The sequence below is a fragment of the Virgibacillus salinus genome (genome assembly GCF_900102415.1).
Taxonomy (GTDB): Bacteria; Bacillota; Bacilli; order Bacillales; family Amphibacillaceae; genus Lentibacillus; species Lentibacillus subterraneus.
On record NZ_FNKD01000002.1, the window covers coordinates 676,548 to 696,080 of the forward strand.

A 19,533-nucleotide genomic window follows, 5' to 3' on the forward strand; every position below is an offset into this window, starting at 1 on the left:
CAGCTCCTGAGACTTATGTATCGTGCATGGAAAAATCTGACCCACTCATTATTTTGTGGGTCAGATTGAATTTCACTGTATATTACTTGTCTTTGTTTAAATCACGTAGAATTGTTTCAATACGATTTCCATATTCGAAAGCTTCATCAAATTCAAATGTGATTTCGGGTGTTTTCCGTAAACGGATGCGATTTCCAATTTCGGAACGGATAAACCCTTTAGCTTTGGCTAGGCCAACAAGTGTATCATGTTTCTTTTGTTCATCTCCTAGAACAGATATAAAAATCTTCGCCTGTTGTAAATCACCAGTTACATCTACATCTGTGACTGTTACAAATCCAACACGTGGATCTTTTATTTTTTTACTTAAAAGCTCACCTAACTCTTTTTTCATTTGCTCTGCGACACGATTTGAACGAATGTCACTCATTTTGATCACCTCTATAAATTGACGACCTGATAATTTGATTATACATGCTCAACATCAGTAAGTGTCCGTTCCAGTTCATTAAATGTGTCAATAATCCGCAAACCTTCCTGTATAACCTGTTCAGCATGTTTTTTTTCATTGGAAACTGTCACGATTCCAAGTTTTGTACGTTGCCATAAATCATGATAATCTAACTCTGTTACTGCTACATTTAATTCATTTTGTAATTTAGCCATTAAACTTTTGATAACAGATCGTTTTTGCTTAAGTGAATGACCTTCATAGAGAATGCATTCTACTTCAGCATAAATTATCATTTGCGTTCAATCTCCTCCATGACAAATGCTTCAATTACGTCGCCTTCTTTAATATCATTAAACTTTTTAATTGTAATACCACACTCATAATTTTTCGCAACTTCTTTGACATCGTCTTTAAAACGTTTTAAGGCATCTATTTCACCTTCAAACTGCACCACACCGTCACGAATAATGCGTACTCCCGAGTCACGTGTAATCTTACCATCTGTTACATAACTACCAGCGATAGTTCCAATTTTAGAAACCTTGAATATTTCACGAACTTCTGCTTGACCTATTACCTTTTCTTCGTACACAGGGTCAAGCATACCTTTCATAGCTAATTCTATCTCTTCAATAACCTTATAAATAACGCGATGTAAACGTACATCTACCTTTTCTGATTCTGCAGCCTTTTTCGCGTTAGCATCTGGCCGTACATTGAATCCAATTACAATTGCATTTGAAGCGGATGCTAAAATAATGTCTGATTCAGTAATAGCACCTACACCAGTATGAATGATTTTTATCTTAACACCTTCAACTTCAATCTTTTTCAATGAAGCAGCCATTGCTTCCGCAGACCCTTGAACATCTGCCTTGACTATAAGGTTTATATCCTTCATTTCGCCTTCTTTAATCTGATCGAATAAATCATCTATGCTAACTTTAGTTTGTTCTGTCCGGTTTTCCTGAATATGCTTTTGCTGACGAGCTTCACCAATTTGACGTGATTTCTTCTCATCCTTAAATACTAGGAATTGATCGCCGGCTTGTGGTACATCGCTTAATCCAGTTATTTCAACTGGTGTTGATGGACCAGCTTCATTTATCCGTTGCCCCAAGTCACTAACCATTGCACGAACGCGTCCAAATGTGTTTCCGACAACAACAGAATCACCTACATGTAATGTCCCGTTTTGCACTAGCAATGTAGCAACAGATCCTCTTCCTTTGTCAAGTCGAGCATCTATTACTGTACCAAAGGCATTGTTATTTGGATCTGCTTTTAATTCTTCTACTTCTGATACAAGCTGAATCATTTCAAGCAAACTATCGATTCCTTCATGTTTGACTGCAGACAAATTAACAAATATTGTACTACCGCCCCAGTCTTCAGGTATGAGTTCATACTCCGTTAACTCCTGCATAACACGATCTGGGTTAGCGCCTTCTTTATCCATTTTGTTAACTGCTACAATAATTGGAACTTCCGCAGCTTTAGCATGGTTAATCGCTTCAATCGTTTGTGGCATTACACCATCATCCGCTGCAACAACTAATATAGCTATATCGGTTACTTGTGCACCGCGGGAACGCATACTGGTAAAAGCAGCATGTCCTGGTGTATCAAGAAATGTTACTTTCTTACCTTCACTTCGTACTTGGTACGCCCCAATATGCTGGGTAATACCACCTGCTTCACCTTCTGTTACTTTTGTGTGGCGAATTGCATCCAATAATGTTGTCTTACCATGGTCAACGTGTCCCATAATGGTTACAACTGCAGGTCTTTCAACTAAGTCAGCTTCATTATTTTCTTCCCGATACTTATCAAAATCGGTATCTTCTAGGATTATTTCCTTCTCTACTTCCACATCATACTCTGCACAAATTAGCTCGACTGCATCATCATCAAGATCCTGGTTTTTCGTTGCCATTACACCAAGGAACATTAACTTCTTAATAATTTCAGATGCATCTTTATTAAGCTTAGCTGCCAAATCACTTACTGTTAATGTTTCGCTGTAAGTAATATGTTTCGGCGTTTCCTTTACAACAGGTTTTTGCTGCTTAGGAGCTTGATTGTTCCTTTTTGCGTTTTTACCATGCTGCTTTTTGTTATGGTTATTCTGGTTTTTCTTTTGTTGACCTTGATGTGATTTTGGGTTGTTATTAGACTTCCCATTACTGGTTTGTTTATTTTCTTTTTTTGTTTGGTTTGCTGCATTGTTGTTATTTGCTGGTTTTTTCGGTGTTTCTTTTTGCTTCGTTTTTTCCGTTTCTTTTGATCCGAATTTTTCATCCAACTTTAATATCGTTTCAATCGAAATTGTCGACATGTGGTTGGAAACCTCAACATTTAACTCTTTTAAATAGTTAATTACATCTTTACTGGTCGTTTTATTCTGTTTTGCATATTCATATACACGCATCTTACTCATACGTCCACCCCCGAATTTAATTACCCGAGTAACGATTTAATTTTAGTGGCAAATCCTGCATCTAAAATAGCTACAGCTACTCTTTGTGATTTTCCAATAGCATTTGATAACGTTTCTCTATCATCAACTATTAAAAATGGTACTTCATATGTTTTGCATTTGTCCGTTAATTTTTTTCGTGTTTGGGGACCGATGTCGTTTGCCAAAAGAACAAGTTTTGCTCTGTTTTGTTTGATGTCTTTCACAATCGTTTCTTCCCCTAAAGAACACTTTCTAGCCCTATAGGCTAAGCCAATTAAATTTAAGTAATTATTTTTCATTATTCTTTCCTTCAACTATTTGTTTAAGGTCTTCATAGATTGATGGTTCAATTTTTGTATTCAACTGACGGCTTAAAATCCCAGCCTTCTCAGCCTTTTCTATAACAGCTATATCATTCGACACATATGCTCCACGGCCATTTTTTTTGCCGGTTGGGTCAACAAAGACTTCTCCTTCTTTGTTTCGGACAACACGAATGAGATCTTTCTTTGGTTTCATTTCATTTGTCACTATACATTTTCGTTCTGGTACTTTTCGTTTTTGCGCCATTACAGAACCTCCCCCTATTCGAACAAACCTTCTTCATCATTGTCAGAATAAGCATCAGTATCTTCGTCGTCTGTTAAAAGCCCTTCTTCACGAGCTTCTGATTCACTTTTAATATCAATTTTCCAGCCGGTTAATTTTGCTGCTAAACGAGCATTTTGACCACGTTTACCAATAGCTAGTGAGAGTTGATAGTCAGGTACAATTACTGTTGTTGCCTTATCTTCTTCATTTACTAATACTTCAACTACCTTTGAAGGACTTAAAGCGTTTGATACATAGACAATAGGGTCTTCAGACCATTCTACAACATCAATTTTTTCACCTTTAAGTTCATTGACAATCACTTGTACACGTTGTCCTTTTTGGCCAACACATGAACCAACAGCATCGATTTCAGGATCATCTGCATGAACCGAAATTTTAGAACGATCCCCTGCTTCTCTTGCTACAGATTTGATATCAACAATTCCATCATAAATTTCTGGAACTTCCATTTCAAACAGACGCTTTAATAGTCCCGGATGTGACCTTGAAATATAAATTTGAGGACCTTTACTCGTATTCTCGACTTTTGTTACAAATACTTTTAAACGGTCATGCACATAGTATTCTTCAGTAGGCATTTGTTCCGCCTCAGCAAGCTTAGCCTCAATTTTACCAAGGTTTACATAAACAAACCGTGGATCTTTACGCTGAATAATTCCTGTCATGACATCCTCTTCACGATCAGCGTACTCGCTAAATATTACACCGCGTTCAGCTTCCCTTACACGTTGTGTAACCACTTGTTTTGCTGCTTGGGCAGCGATACGTCCGAAGTCTTTTGGAGTTACCTCAACCTCAATAACATCTTCAAGTTCATAATTGGGATCAATTTCGTTTGCCTGATCCAATGATATTTCCTCTTGTGCATCCTCAATTTCTTCCACTACCGTTTTGCGTGAAAATACGCGCATTGTGCCAGATTGTTCATCAATATCTACCCGCACATTTGTAGCAGATTTAAAGTTTTTCTTATAGGCTGATATTAGCGCAGCTTCCAATGCCTCCATTAGAATGTCCTTATCAATACCTTTATCTTTTTCTAGAAAATCAATCGCTTCAAACAACTGACTGCTCACTTTTATTTTCCCCCTTATAGCGTAACGGCTAACCTTGCTTTAGCTATTTTATTAAATGGAATTTCAACTAGCTTTTTACGGGTTTTCACTTTATATTCAATCGTAGCCATATTATCTGTGAATTCCGTTAAAATACCTTCGTATTCTTTTTGACCATCAATTGGTTCATATAATTTCACAAAGACATTATTATTTACATTTTTTTCAAAGTCACCTTTAGACTTCAGTGGACGCTCGACACCTGGTGAGGAAACTTCCAGAAAATACGCTTCTTCTACCGGGTCAGCTTCGTCCAGCTTTTCACTTAATTGTTCAGAAACGGTTCCGCAGTCTGCTATGTCAATCCCATCTTCACTATCAATATAGACACGAAGAAACCAATTCTGCCCTTCTTTCACATATTCAACATCAACTAATTCCAATTCTTTCTCCTGTAATATGGGCTGCATCAATTCTTCAGTTGTTTTAATTACATTGGAACTCAAAATATATCCTCCTTTATTCAGTTGTGTATATTCCTTATTATGAACCATCATACGTCATTTCATTTGCTCAATATCCATAATAATACAAAACCCCTGCCGGAAGATGTGGCAAGGGATGTAGTCAAAGTGCAAATTGCAAAAGATAGTAGTATGAAGAAAGAGTGGGGTTCGCCCACTCTTTTTACCGTTCGTATCATTTCTTACCAGTATAAACTATATCATACTGGGACTGATGTTGCAAGAATAGTAAATAATTGTTTATACCATTGCTTTATTATATACCGTATTCTTACTAATTTTATATTAAATGATTAGTATATGCAGTGTTAGGCTGTTAATTATAATCAAAATTTCTCTTCGTAAGTTTTGTTGCATTTTAATCTTCGAAGTTGATATAATCTGCGAACTAACTGCTAGAATAATCTCTATAAACTCTGTCCCGCCGTCCGGGGGCGCTACGGGCGGATGCGCACCTTAGGGCACGGCCTCAGCCCCCTTTCCCCGGCAAGGGGGTATGCCGACGTTGTCCGCAAAGGACGGTTTAGTCGGCCTTCATTTAGTTGCACTGCGGGGACTTCAGACACGTGCTATTCCCGCAGGAGTCACCGCCCTCCGCACCCGGACTAGTGTAGCTGTCACACATTTATTTTATAGCGATTCCTACTCCAGTCAACAGCAGAGGAAATACACGTAGTCTCCTGTGGGAGCTGAGGCCTAGATGAGACTACGCAGCGACGTAGGTGCGCGAAGTGTATTTCCAGAGCGGCTTAATAGCACTCAAACTTTTTAAAAAGTACTTCGCAGTTTATATCAACTGCGTTATGAATTCATTACTTCCATAAAACAACAATCATTTAAAATCAACTAATTTAAAATCTTATCGTCCGAATGCAGATAACCATCCAGTGCTTGCTGCAACGAGCCTTTTGTTTCAAAATGTTGACCAAATTCTACTTCAAGGTCGACCATATTTCTAACTATATCAGGACGTAATCCAGTAATCACTGCTTCACATCCCATCATGGAAATACCATCTAGTAATTTAAGAAATAATTGCATAACTTCTGTTTCCATCTCAGCTATTCCGGAAAAATCCATTATTAATTTTTGTACATGCCTCTGCCCGATTTCAAGCAATACTTTTTCTTCAATTATAGTTGCGCGATATCTATCCATCGTTCCTATAATCGGCAAGATGCTAATCTTTGAAGTTATCGGAATAATTGGAGCGGATAAGTTCTCTACTAATTTACGCTGATCCTCAATTAGCTTATCCTTAAACGAGGAATAGTTAATAAAGAATCCATTGAGAAACTTATCAATTAAATCGTTTATCCTACTCTCCATATTGTAAAATTCTTCACGGCTACTGACTTTTTCGTTAAACTTATCATATTGATAAAGAAAATCCCATAATGTTCTGCGAATTGCTTGAATCCATTCAATTTTTAACGCTAATGTCAGGGAATGTTTTGCCCACACAATACCTTCTTGCCGTGCAAAGTTCACTACTTCATCTTGTTTCTCATCAACTACGAATAAAACTAACTTATGGGCATTCTCTAATAAATTAATATTTCCAATCAATTGAATTTCTTCAATCTTATCCCGAACAGTTTTTGCTTCTGTTAGAAGTTGATCTTCAAAAACCTGTCTGTTATCAATCAAAAATTGGCGGATTGGTTGTCCTTCTTCATATGCTAACTCCATAGTATCCACTCCCCTATTTAAGTTCTTTTATCTAATGTCAAATAATTTACTCCCCTACTGATGAGATGAAACATCTGAATCTATTCCTAAACGTTGACTTAATTAATTTCACTTGATTTCCATTTATTATAGCAAAAAATCTATATTAAAGTACCATTTAAGTGTTCTGATAATAACTTGATTAGCCGTGGATGTTAAAATAATGACAGTTGATTCTTTTCTGCCATTCCTTCTAAACAACCATGATTATCAAGATACTCTAGAACCGTTTTAGAAATTTTACTACGTTGTCGAAGATCTTCTTTAGAAAGAAATTCCCCATCTTCTCGTACTTTAACAATATTAATAGCTGCGTTAGTACCCAGTCCATCAACAGCGTTAAATGGTGGGACCAACGTGTTACCGTCCACTATAAACTCAGAAGCAGTAGACTTATATAAATCAACTTTTTGGAAAGAAAAACCACGCTCAATCATCTCAAGTACCACTTCTAAAACAGTAGACAGGTTCTTTTCTTTCGGTGTCGCATCATTACCTTTAGCCACGATACCTTCAATACGCTGTCTTACCGCGTCACTCCCTTTAACCATTGTATCTAATTCAAAATCACCTGCTCTGACAGAGAAATAAGCAGCATAAAAGTATATTGGATAATGTACTTTAAAATAAGCAATTCGAACTGCCATTAGAACATATGCTGCAGCGTGTGCTTTTGGAAACATATATTTAATCTTTTTACATGATTCTATATACCAATCAGGAACCCCGTTTTTTTTCATTTCTTGGATCCAATCATCCTGTAACCCTTTGCCTTTTCGGACAAACTCCATAATTTTAAAGGCAAGTGATGCTTCTAGACCCTTGTGCATTAGATATACCATAATATCATCACGACACCCTATGACATCAGCCAATTCACATATTCCATCATTAATTAACTCCTGAGCATTGCCTAGCCACACATCTGTACCGTGTGAAAGACCAGATATCATTACTAGTTCAGCAAATGTACTTGGTTTAGTATCCTCCAGCATCTGACGAACAAATTTTGTACCAAACTCAGGTACGCCTAATGTACCCGTTTTACAATTAATTTGCTCCGGTTTTACTCCTAGTGATTCCGGTCCGGAAAATATTTTCATCACTTCAGCATCATCAGTTGGAATTGTTTTTGGATCAATTCCACTTAAATCCTGTAGCATTCGAATTACTGTAGGATCATCGTGCCCTAGTATATCAAGTTTAAGCAAGTTATCATGAATGGAATGAAAATCAAAGTGTGTTGTTTTCCATTCACTTTTTCGGTCATCAGCCGGAAATTGAATCGGTGTAAAATCATATATTTCTTTATCATCAGGTACAACTATAATTCCACCTGGATGCTGACCAGTTGTTCGTTTAACCCCGGTACAGCCTTGAACAAGTCGATCAACCTCAGCATTCTTGTAAACTAACTGTTTATCTGAAGCATAGCCTTTCACATAGCCATACGCTGTTTTATCAGCAATAGTTCCAATTGTTCCAGCACGATAGACATTATCTTCTCCAAATAATTCTTTGGTGTAATTATGCGCTCTTGGCTGGTATGTGCCTGAAAAGTTAAGATCTATATCGGGAACTTTATCGCCTTTAAACCCAAGAAATGTTTCAAAGGGAATATCTTGTCCATCTTTTGTAAGAGGATTGGCGCAATTTGGACAGTTTTTATCAGCTAAATCAAACCCGCTTCCTACAGATCCATCAGTTATGAATTCATGATGATGACATTCCATACAGACATAATGAGGTGGTAAAGGGTTTACTTCGGTTATTTCAGTCATGGTTGCTACTAAAGAAGAACCAACAGACCCTCGAGAACCTACAAGATATCCATCGTCCAATGATTTTTTCACTAGCTTGTGTGATATTAGATAAATTACTGCAAATCCATGTCCAATAATACTTGATAGCTCTTTTTCCAGTCGTTCGACAACAATTTGTGGTACAGGTTCACCATAAATATGTTTTGCGCGATTATAGCAAAGGTCACGCATCTCTTGGTCTGCACCTTCAATTGTTGGTGTATAAAGTCCATCCTTAACAGGAGAAAGTTCTTCTATTTCGTCTGCCAAATTATTGGTATTTGTTACAACAATTTCGTGTGCCTTTTCTTCCCCTAAAAAATTAAAACTATCTATCATCTCATTTGTTGTACGAAAAGGTGTATCTGGTAACGTTTGTCTGTTTAATGGATTACCAGCTTGAGAAGCAATTAATATTTGACGATAAAGTTTATCGTGTTCGTCAATATAATGTGTATTTCCCGTTGCTACTACATTTTTATTCACACGATTACCTAAGTCTACTAATTTACTAATGATATCCAGGATTTGAGCCTCATTCTGAACAAGATCCTTTTCAATCAGATGTGCATAGTTGGCTGGCGGCTGTACCTCGATATAATCATAAAATTCTGCTGCTTTTTCTGCTTCATCCGCTGATTTTTGCATCATCGTTTCAAATACTTCACCTTTATCACATGCAGACCCAACTAAAATTCCGTTTCGTAGCTTTTGCAATAATGATCTAGGAATTCGTGGAACACGGTAGAAATAATCAATATGAGCATATGAGACTAGCTTGTATAGATTCTTCAAACCTTCTTGTGTTTTAGCTACCAGTGTACAATGAAATGGTCGAGAACGCTGGTAAGCATTACCTTCTCCCATGTGATCATTTAACTTATTGTGATTTGTAATATCTTTATTCAAAAGTCCTTGAACTAACTTCCATAGTAAATAGCCAGTTGCCTCTGCATCATAAATAGCGCGGTGATGCTGCGTTAATTCGATATCCAAGTGTTTACACATAGTATTTAGCCGATGATTTTTTAATTCCGGAAATAAAAATCGCGAAAGCTCAAGCGTATCAATAACCGGATTTTCAACTTTTTTATATTCAATTTTTTTAAATCCCTGATTTAAAAAACCAATGTCGAAACTGGCATTATGTGCAACAAGAATGCCATCTTCCATCCATTCATAAAAGTCCTTTAGGACGTCATCAATTTCAGGTGCGTTATTCACCATATCATCTGTTATTCCGGTTAAATCTGTTGTTGTTTGCGACAATGGATGATGAGGATTAGCGAATGATTCAAATCGATCAATAACCTCTCCCTGATAAATCTTAACACCAGCAAGTTCAATGATTGTGTCATATACCGCTGAAAGACCTGTCGTCTCTACGTCAAAGACAATATAAGTACCATTTTCTAAATCAACATCATGTTCGTTATAAGCAATTGGCACACCATCATCAACAACATTCGCTTCCACACCATAGAGAATTTTAATTCCATGTTTTTGTCCAGCAGCGTGGGCTTCGGGGTACCCTTGCACACCTGCATGATCGGTAATGGCAATTGCTTTATGACCCCAAGTTGCAGCTTGATTTATTAGGGCTGAAGGTGATACCACTGCATCCATTTGGCTCATTGTCGTATGTGCGTGTAACTCGACTCGCTTCTCGTCTTCAGGTGCTGTATCTTTTCGAGTTTTTACTTTCACTTCATGAATATCAGTAGCCATCATTGCCAATTCATTTGTGAACATATCAGTTTGAATACTGCCTCTTGCTTTAATCCAAATGCCCGATTTTACATGTTCAAATTTCTCGGCATCCTCATCACCTTTTGAAAACATCTTTATTTGTAATGAGTCCGTATAATCTGTTGCTTTAATAATTAATAAACTTCTTCCGGAACGTAACTGACGAATATCTGTAGCGAAAACATAACCCTGTACAGTGACACGACGTTCCTCGTCCTGAATTTCTTCCATTTGCAATGGATCATCCTGAATTTTATAACCAAGCATTAGTGGTTTATTCTGCTCGTTTTTCTGTCTGTCTTGATCACGTTTTTCTTTTTCCTGAACAGTCTTTAAAACCATTTCCTGGTCTTCCAAGGCTGTTTTTTCTCTGAACTTTTTCAATTCAGCCATTTCAGTTTTAACATCAATCACAAGAGAGTATGGATTTGTTCCAATCTTTTTGCAATAATCACGAAATGGATCTTCCAAACGTTTTTTCAGTGCGTTGCCTTCTGCTTCATTCCTTGCAGTTAACATAATTTTATTATTCTCAACCCGAGGCACCTGGTTATGTACTAAATCTTTATAAGCAGGTGATAAATTGGAAATAGATTGAAGAAAAGACTGCCAATAATCACAAATAGTCTGGTCATCACAGTCCTTATCCTCTGCGTACAATGTCAGGTCAATTTGAGCAAATTGCTGAAATGTTTCATGTAATTTTGTAAGAAGTAATGTATAAATATTCATTGGCAATAACTGCTTGACACTAATATGAAAATGCCAGCTTTTTATCTGTTTGTGTACTTCAAGTTTAATTAACTGACTTTCCCCAAAATAAGATTCCAGATAATCATCAGGTATTTCCAACTGTTTTAATAATAGAACCATTTTCTCTCTTTTTGAAATATCCATCATGTTTTCCTCCTGATTATAGTTGTGGAACTATAATGATGGAAAACCCTTGCCATTTGGACAAGGGTTTTCAACTGTTCTTAAGCATAAATCAAACTTTATAAAAATAATCGCTGGATATCATTCCATGTCACAACAATCATTAAGAGCATCAGTAAAGCAAAGCCAATAAAATGAACAATACCTTCTTTTTGCGGATCTATTGGCTTGCCTCTAACCGCTTCAAGTGCAACAAATAGTAGCCTGCCACCATCGAGTGCCGGCAAGGGAACTAGGTTCACGATCCCTAAGTTTATACTTAAAATAGCAGTCCACATTAGGAAAGTCATAATTCCTGCCTTAACAAACTGATCTGTTGCGTCATATATCCCAACTGGTCCCGATAATGTTTCAATCGGTAACTGACCGGTGACTAGCATCCCGAGGTTAGTCAAGATCAATTTAGTTGTATCATATGTTCGGGTAAATCCATACTTAACTGTGCCAGTAAGTGATTTTTCAAAAGCCCGCTGGACTCCTACTTGTCCAATTGTCATGCCTTGAGTTTCAAGCTTTTTAGGGGTTACTGAAATTGGTTCAGTTTCACCATTACGTTGCACTGTCATGCTGAGTTCATTTTCAGGATTGTTCTGAACTATTTCCGTAAATTCATCCCAAGTTGAGACTGAATTGCCTTCAATCCGAACAATTTCGTCTCCTTCTTGAAGACCAGCTTCTTCTGCAGGGCTATCCGGTTGTATCCCAGAAACTAGTGCTCTATCGACTGGAACACCCTGAATAAGTCCAACAATAAAGAAAATGACTATAGCCAACATAAAATTCATCATTGGACCGGCAAACAATTGCATAGCCCGCTTACCTACACTCTTTGAAGCAAACTGTCGATCATATGGAGCAATTTGTGTTTCCTTTTCATCCATAACATAAAATGCTTTACGATCTACTTCAAAACTTAATTTTTGATCTTCTTCATCAATTTCATAGCCTTCGATAAGCAATTTATGATCTAAATCAGCATTTTCCACCTCAATAACACGTGCATTAGGATGCTTCGATTTGTTATTAACGATAATCTTACTGACCTTTCCACTTTCATTAAATTCTAATCCTATATGCTGCCCAGGCTTAAGCTCAACAATCTCTGGATCTTCGCCAGCCACTCGAACATATCCACCAATAGGTAATAAGCGAATGGTATAAACTGTTTCATTCTTTGTAAATGCAAAAACTTTTGGCCCAAACCCAATGGCAAATTCACGAGCAAGCATTCCAGCTCTTTTTGCAAATATTAAATGGCCAAACTCATGAATAAACACAAGCAGACCGAACATAAAAATAAACGCGATTACAGTGTTCAAAAGAAGCACCTTCCTTTATCTGATTAGGAATAACTATTGACTTCTTGTTATTTTAATTCACTCTTAACTTAACGTTTTGTTAAGTTGTTACTTTTATATAAAATGGATAAAGTGTAATATCGGTAAAACAAACAATAAGCTATCTAGCCTATCCAATATCCCTCCGTGTCCTGGGAGTAAGTTACCAGAATCTTTCACATCATAATGACGCTTAAACGCAGACTCAACCAAATCTCCAATTTGTCCAAAAATGGATACTAAAATTGTAACACCAATAACCAAAAATAATGAGTCAGAAAATGGTTCTATAAGGAAGAAAATGATTGCGACGATTATGGCAAGGGCAATACCACCTGCTGCTCCTTCAATTGTTTTGTTAGGGCTTATTTCCGGCCAAAGTTTTCTCTTGCCAATAGCTTTGCCAGTAAAATATGCACCAGTATCTGTCGACCAAATAACAAGTAACACATAAAATAAGTAAATTAAACCATCTTGCCGTGTTTCAATCAGGTAAAAGAATCCCATCCCAATATAAATAGTTGATAAAAGAATAAAACCAGCCTCGTCAAAAGTAAATTTATTCTTAACTAGTACAGTATATGACAGTAGTAATAAAACAAACAACATAATTACTTCAGATTTTGTAACCCATAATATAGGAATAGAACCTAAAACAAGCCACAATAATGCAATTGCTAAAATCGCAGGTAAAGAGTATTTACCAATTTCACGCATTCGCATTAACTCTACTAAACCAATTGTCGCAAGTATATAGACAAATATTTCAAAGGGTCTTCCCCCAATTAGAACAAATGGCAAAAATACTATAATTGCTAAGATTGCTGTTTGAATTCGCTGTTTCATGTTTGATTCAACACCTTAAATACCTCCATATCTTCTTTTTCGCTGTTGATAATCATGGAGGGCATTTTTAAATATTTCTTCTGAAAAATCTGGCCATAAAACGTCTGTAAACCAAAATTCTGAATAAGCTACCTGCCACAATAGAAAATTACTTAATCGTTGTTCACCACTTGTTCTTATCAATAAATCAGGGTCTGTTAAATCTTTCGTATATAGATACTCTGAGAATGTGTTTTCGTCTAAATTGTCAATCGATAGTTTTGAGCCATCAATATCTGTCATAACTTGTTTGATGGCTCGCATGATTTCGAATCTACTACCATAGTTTAAAGCAAAATTTAATAATAAGCCATCATTATTTTTTGTCTTCTCTTTCGCATAATGTATAGCTTCTTTGGTATGATCAGGAAGGGCATCAAAATCACCTATCGTATTAATTCTCACTTTATTTTCCATAAGCTCCGGCAAATATATATGTAGAAACTCTTTAGGCAATTTCATTAAAAAGTCAACTTCAGATTTGGGCCGTTTCCAGTTTTCTGTGGAAAAAGCATATAATGTCAGAATCTGTACATTAGAATTTCTTGCTGCTTTGACGATTTCTTTTACAACATTCATTCCTTCTTTATGTCCAGCTATCCGGGGTAACCCTCTTTTTTTTGCCCATCGTCCATTACCATCCATTATGATAGCAACATGATTTGGTATATTATCAAGATCGTTCTCTTCACTTAAATCTTTTTGTTGTTTATTTTTTAAAAAAGGAAGCTTCATTGACATAATTTGTCCTCCGATATGGTTGATTATCCTTATACAACCCTTTTAAATATAATCAATATGAAGGATTAGAAAACTCATCCTGTCGCCTGGTTCCAACGATATTAGATACATTAAATCATTTCATATTATTAGGATGAATCACCATTATAGCATTATAATGATTAAATTTTTATAAGAATTTCATTAAAATATAAGAAAAACCTGCCTTATACCTATATTTAGAAAGGATAGTTTTGCTTATATTTTAAGGAAAAACCATTTATAACATTTATATGATCAATGATCTAGCTTTACTATTTTAATACGCTTGAACTGGAAATAAAAGCCCTCTTAAACAAGAGGGCTAAAGCTTCTTATTTGACTCACCATATATTTAAACCTCAAGAATTTCCTTTTCCTTGCCTTTTGCTAGCTGATCAATCTTATCAATATGATTATTTGTTTCTTTTTGCACATCATCTTGTGCACTTTTGAGTTCATCTTCAGTTAGATCATTATTTTTCTCAGCTTTTTTTAGTTGATCATTCGATTCACGACGAATATTCCTTACCTGTACACGTCCCTCTTCGGCGTATTTTCCAACGACTTTAACTAAATCCTTACGACGTTCTTCTGTTAGAGATGGTATATTTATACGGATAACATTCCCATCATTTGAAGGTGACAACCCTAAATCTGATTTTTGTATAGCCTTTTCTACATCACCAATCGATGATTTATCAAATGGTGTAATGACCAGTAATCTAGCTTCTGGTGCAGATATAGTTGCTAATTGATTAAGTGGTGTTGACGCACCATAATAATTAACATAAATGCTGTCCAAAAGCGATGGGTTGGCGCGACCAGCACGTACTGTTGCTAGGCTTTTTGAGAATGCCTGAACTGCGTGCTCCATTTTACTACGAGTCTCCTTCAATATAACATCTGACATCTTTATTTCCCCCTTATTGTTGTTCCTATTGGTTCACCTTGTACCACTCTTTTAATATTACCTTCTTCGGTAATTGAGAATACAATTAGTGGAATATCATTATCCATACATAATGATGATGCTGTAGAGTCCATTACACCGAGACCTTCATTTAGCATTTCCAAATATGATATCTCCGTATACTTTTCTGCTTTTTTATTAACTTTTGGATCATCAGAATATACTCCATCAACATTATTTTTTGCCATTAAAATAACTTCTGCTTCGATTTCTGCTGCCCGTAACGCTGCTGTAGTATCAGTTGAGAAAAATGGATTTCCAGTCCCTGCTGCAAAAATGACAACACGTTTCTTTTCGAGATGGCGAATTGCTTTTCTTCTTATATATGGTTCAGCCACTTGTCGCATTTCAATAGACGTTTGGACGCGGGTCTGAATCCCATTATTTTCTAGGCTATCCTGAAGTGCTAGAGAATTCATAATTGTAGCCAGCATCCCCATATAATCAGCTGTCGCACGATCCATTCCCATTTCACTACCGACTTTACCACGCCAGATATTTCCTCCACCAACTACAATTGCTACCTCTACACCTAATTCTGCTACTTCTTTCACTTGCGCGGCAATAGATTGAATTACCTGTGGTTCTATTCCATAGCCTTCTTTTCCGCTTAAAGCCTCTCCACTTAATTTTAACACAATTCTACGGTACTGAGCTGTTGTCATAATTACCTCCATAGAAATATAATATTGTTTATATTAATGCTTGTTAAGTACAGGTCAAGTATTGTACCTATTAGTACTAGTTAGAAAACTTGGCTTATCGATAAGCCTTAATGGCGAACCCCTTAGTTGTACTTATGCAGTAAGAAAGTATTTATACTATCTTAACTATGAACAAAAGCGTAAGCTTCCGTTTAGTGACGTATGAATCGCGCCCACGCATCGCGGTTGGGTCGACATTGTCACAGGATGTGGTGGTTTTAGTCGAACATCATTTATTCCTTAAAATAAGGAGGTGTAGAAAATCCATTAGTCACTGGGTGCTGGAGCCAGATGTTGCTTACACAGTAACCAAAGTACGTAACGCAAAAGATTTATACTATCTTACTCCAGAAATAGGGAACAACAGTTACGTGTTCCCCATTTTTAGAATTTATTATTTTTTCATTTGGCTCTTTACTTCTTCAGCGAAGTTTTCTTCACGTTTTTCCATACCTTCGCCTACTTCATAGCGAACAAACGTTTTCACTTCAGCACCTTTATCAGCTACATAATTCTTTACTTTTTGATCTGGATCTTTGACAAAATTTTGTTCCAAAAGACAAATTTCTTCAAAGAATTTACCTAGACGACCCTCAACCATTTTTTCAACGATTTTTTCTGGCTTACCTTCATTTAAAGCCTGTGTTTTTAATACCTCGCGCTCACGGTTTACTTCATCTTCAGACACTGCATCACGTGATACATAACGTGGACTAACAGCTGCTGCATGCATAGCTATATCTTTCGCAACTTCATCATCAGTTGTTCCTTCAAGTAAAGAAAGTACACCAATACTGCCTCCCATATGAAGATAAGCACCAAACGCATCATTATCCGTTTTGTTCAAAAGTGTAAAACGGCGAAGTGAAATCTTTTCTCCAATTTTAGCAATTATAGAGTTGATGTATGATTCAACTTTATCACCTTCACCATGAAGGTTTTGCTGTAAAGCTTCTTCAACTGTTTCAGGATTTTGCTTCACAATATGTTTACCTAGTTCAGATAGCAATTGTTTAAATTGATCATTTTTAGTTACAAAGTCTGTTTCGCAGTTAACTTCTAAAAGCACAGCAGAATTATTATCAATCTCAATATGTGTTAACCCTTCAGCAGCAACGCGGTCTGCTTTTTTCGCTGCTTTTGCAACACCTTTTTCACGTAAGAAGTCTATTGCTTTATCAATGTCTCCATCTGTTTCTTGAAGTGCTTTCTTACAGTCCATCATTCCTGCGCCGGTTCTTTCTCGAAGTTCTTTAACCATTTTAGCGGTAATGTCCATTGTAAATCCTCCTTGTAATGTGAAACTATATTTTTTTGCAAAACCTATGTGTCAATTTTACTTAAAACCCTTATACTTTGAAGTGCAAGCCTTAATTGCACTTATGCAGCAGGAAAGTAGTTATACATTCATAGCTGCAAAAAAGGGTGATAAAAGGCTTATCCCCTTATCACCCGACCTTTTACAATACTACTCTTTATCAGTTTCAGCGTTGTCTACAGCGACAGCTTCTTCAGCTTGTGCTTTTGCTTGCGCTTCTACTTCTTCAGTTTCTTCGCCTTGCTTCACTTCTAGAATAGCGTCTGCTATTTTAGATGTTAAAAGCTTGACAGCACGAATTGCATCATCGTTCGCTGGGATAACATAGTCAATTTCATCTGGGTCACAATTTGTGTCGACCATTCCGATAATCGGAATATTCAATTTATGTGCTTCAGCAATCGCAATGCGTTCTTTACGCGGATCGATTACAAACATAGCGTCTGGAAGTTTTTTCATTTCTTTTATTCCACCTAGAAATTTAACTAAGCGATCTTTTTCTTTCAATAAGTCTACTACTTCTTTTTTAGGAAGTACTTCAAAAGTACCATCCTCTTCCATACGCTCAATATCTTTAAGACGGTTGATACGTTTACGGATTGTTTGGAAATTAGTTAATGTTCCACCTAACCAGCGTTGGTTAATATAGTACATGCCAGAACGAGTTGCTTCATCACGAACTGAGTCCTGCGCTTGTTTTTTTGTACCTACAAAAAGAACTGTACCGCCATTTGATGCGATTTCTTTAACGTATTTGTACGCTTCATCTACCTTCTTAACTGTTTTTTGAAGGTCAATGATATAAATACCGTTACGCTCTGTGAAGATATATTTCTTCATCTTTGGATTCCAACGGCGTGTCTGGTGACCGAAATGTACACCAGCCTCCAACAATTGTTTCATCGAAATTACTGACATAAAAAATTCCTCCTATTGGTTTTATTCCTCCGCTTAGGTCATTTTTGCATAAAGACCATTAAATGGCACCATTTACCCAAATCACTAAACGTGTGTTGTTTAACTTGCTCACTTTCGATCGGTGAACATAGTATTTACACCAAAAATAAATATACCATATCAGATATTCGCAATCAAGTTTTATTAATAGTTTTCTCATAAACAATAATATTTTTTTGTTCTATTCGTAAATTATACCGCTCTTTAACCATTGCAGGCGATATAAACTCCAACACAGACTAAAGGTATCCAACTCTCAGTATATTACATGACTCTCTGCCCACGCAACTGCTTTCACCGCTCAGGGTACCAAGGCGACATCTTCTCAAGCAGCCGCTTTTACAGTGTCCTCCTTAGCTTACCACGAGCCTTCGACGCATAGGACGTGCTAGTGCAGACGTTGCCACAAGACGTGGCGTACTTAGTCTGCCTCGCTTTCCGCAGTGTCTCGTAATTCCAACTGCTCGTTTAAATGATTTAGATCTTAATTAAATCCATCAAATACATTTTGCTAATTATAGGACATAATGAGTAAAATCCAGCGCAGGAAATACACGAAGACTACTGCAGGAAACTGGCTAAAAACGGTCACCTCTGCGACCAACGCCGGTACTAGAACGTCCTGTTCGTCGTAGCAACAGCTGAAGATCCCGCAGGAAGCGGTTTTTGCTTCTGAGGAAGCTGGAGCGTTGCTCTAAGGTTCGTGAAGTGTATTTCCAGGGGTATCATAGTGCTTAAGTGTTTTTCCGCATTATGTTGCAGTTTACAGATTTTGTTTCACAACGAACTTTTAGAATGGAGATGCTCTACCTATCCATAAGTCAGATAGACAGGGTGATTCTCTTGGTTTACTTACCATGCAGTTTTATTATTAGCTCTGCTTCAGTTTTTCCACAGTTCAACCGTCGTGCGATATCTTCCACTTTTAATCCTTGATCATAAAGCTGTAGTATTTTTGCTTGCATTGAAGTTTCGGAATCATCTACAACTTTAGCAGACTCAGGGATATATTCAGGTACTTTTTCTTCTTTCTGTTCTGCTTCAAATTCTATCGATGATGGAGCAACGGTCTCAGAATTAGTTTTCCCAATTTCTTCCTCTAAAAAACGGTTTTCTTCTTTAATTTCCTCTAAATATGTTTCCAATAGTTCCATAATATCTTGTGAACTATCCTTTTTTAATAGCTGAAGCTGTTTGAACAATTGAAAGATTGCTACTAAAGCAACTAAGTGTAACAAAAAACTTATTATAAGTAACATTGATGTCATCGTAT

Annotated in this window: 17 protein-coding genes; all 17 read right to left on the reverse strand. The window is 36.7% G+C overall.

What is annotated here, in order from left to right; translation table 11 throughout:
• Positions 1–82: 82 nt before the first annotated feature.
• The 17 genes from rbfA to BLS02_RS10330 all read right to left on the reverse strand — a co-directional run bounded on the left by rbfA (position 83) and on the right by BLS02_RS10330 (position 19,528).
• Positions 83–430 (reverse strand): 30S ribosome-binding factor RbfA, encoded by a 348-nt coding sequence (gene rbfA, locus BLS02_RS10250; RefSeq protein WP_092492908.1) that lies wholly within the window; start codon positions 428–430, stop codon positions 83–85.
• 38 nt (positions 431–468) lie between these two features.
• Positions 469–747, reverse strand: coding sequence for a DUF503 domain-containing protein (locus tag BLS02_RS10255; RefSeq protein WP_092492909.1), 279 nt, complete (start codon positions 745–747; stop codon positions 469–471).
• Positions 744–2,894 carry a translation initiation factor IF-2 gene (infB, locus tag BLS02_RS10260; RefSeq protein WP_092492910.1) on the reverse strand — a complete coding sequence of 717 codons (2,151 nt, stop codon included), beginning with the start codon at positions 2,892–2,894 and terminating at the stop codon, positions 744–746. The genes BLS02_RS10255 and infB overlap by 4 nt, the downstream gene beginning before the upstream one ends.
• A gap of 20 nt (positions 2,895–2,914) precedes the next feature.
• A complete protein-coding gene (locus BLS02_RS10265) occupies positions 2,915–3,214 on the reverse strand; it encodes a YlxQ family RNA-binding protein (RefSeq protein ID WP_092492911.1) in 300 nt (99 codons plus the stop codon).
• Complete coding sequence (gene rnpM, locus BLS02_RS10270; RefSeq protein ID WP_092492912.1) at positions 3,204–3,485, reverse strand: RNase P modulator RnpM; 282 nt, start codon at positions 3,483–3,485, stop codon at positions 3,204–3,206. The genes BLS02_RS10265 and rnpM overlap by 11 nt, the downstream gene beginning before the upstream one ends.
• Before the next feature lie 14 nt (positions 3,486–3,499).
• Entirely contained in the window at positions 3,500–4,606 is a 1,107-nt protein-coding gene (gene nusA / locus BLS02_RS10275) for a transcription termination factor NusA (protein WP_092492913.1), read from the reverse strand.
• 14 nt (positions 4,607–4,620) lie between these two features.
• Positions 4,621–5,091: a ribosome maturation factor RimP gene (gene rimP, locus BLS02_RS10280; protein WP_092492914.1), complete on the reverse strand. Its 471-nt coding sequence runs from the start codon at positions 5,089–5,091 to the stop codon at positions 4,621–4,623.
• Between the two features lie 864 nt (positions 5,092–5,955).
• The gene (locus tag BLS02_RS10285; protein ID WP_092492915.1) at positions 5,956–6,801 is read right to left on the reverse strand and encodes an STAS domain-containing protein; all 846 of its coding nucleotides are present in this window, start codon (positions 6,799–6,801) and stop codon (positions 5,956–5,958) included.
• 194 nt (positions 6,802–6,995) lie between these two features.
• A complete protein-coding gene (locus BLS02_RS10290) occupies positions 6,996–11,288 on the reverse strand; it encodes a PolC-type DNA polymerase III (RefSeq protein WP_092492916.1) in 4,293 nt (1,430 codons plus the stop codon).
• A gap of 98 nt (positions 11,289–11,386) precedes the next feature.
• Positions 11,387–12,646: an RIP metalloprotease RseP gene (rseP, locus tag BLS02_RS10295; protein WP_092492917.1), complete on the reverse strand. Its 1,260-nt coding sequence runs from the start codon at positions 12,644–12,646 to the stop codon at positions 11,387–11,389.
• A gap of 93 nt (positions 12,647–12,739) precedes the next feature.
• Positions 12,740–13,510: a phosphatidate cytidylyltransferase gene (locus BLS02_RS10300; RefSeq protein WP_092492918.1), complete on the reverse strand. Its 771-nt coding sequence runs from the start codon at positions 13,508–13,510 to the stop codon at positions 12,740–12,742.
• 15 nt (positions 13,511–13,525) lie between these two features.
• Complete coding sequence (locus tag BLS02_RS10305; protein WP_092492919.1) at positions 13,526–14,290, reverse strand: isoprenyl transferase; 765 nt, start codon at positions 14,288–14,290, stop codon at positions 13,526–13,528.
• A gap of 373 nt (positions 14,291–14,663) precedes the next feature.
• A complete protein-coding gene (gene frr / locus BLS02_RS10310) occupies positions 14,664–15,221 on the reverse strand; it encodes a ribosome recycling factor (protein ID WP_092492920.1) in 558 nt (185 codons plus the stop codon).
• 2 nt (positions 15,222–15,223) lie between these two features.
• Entirely contained in the window at positions 15,224–15,946 is a 723-nt protein-coding gene (pyrH, locus tag BLS02_RS10315; RefSeq protein ID WP_092492921.1) for a UMP kinase, read from the reverse strand.
• 433 nt (positions 15,947–16,379) lie between these two features.
• Complete coding sequence (gene tsf / locus BLS02_RS10320) at positions 16,380–17,264, reverse strand: translation elongation factor Ts (protein WP_092492922.1); 885 nt, start codon at positions 17,262–17,264, stop codon at positions 16,380–16,382.
• A gap of 189 nt (positions 17,265–17,453) precedes the next feature.
• Complete coding sequence (rpsB, locus tag BLS02_RS10325) at positions 17,454–18,221, reverse strand: 30S ribosomal protein S2 (RefSeq protein ID WP_092492923.1); 768 nt, start codon at positions 18,219–18,221, stop codon at positions 17,454–17,456.
• Positions 18,222–19,108: 887 nt separating this feature from the next.
• Entirely contained in the window at positions 19,109–19,528 is a 420-nt protein-coding gene (locus tag BLS02_RS10330; RefSeq protein ID WP_092492924.1) for a DUF6115 domain-containing protein, read from the reverse strand.
• Positions 19,529–19,533 lie beyond the last annotated feature (5 nt).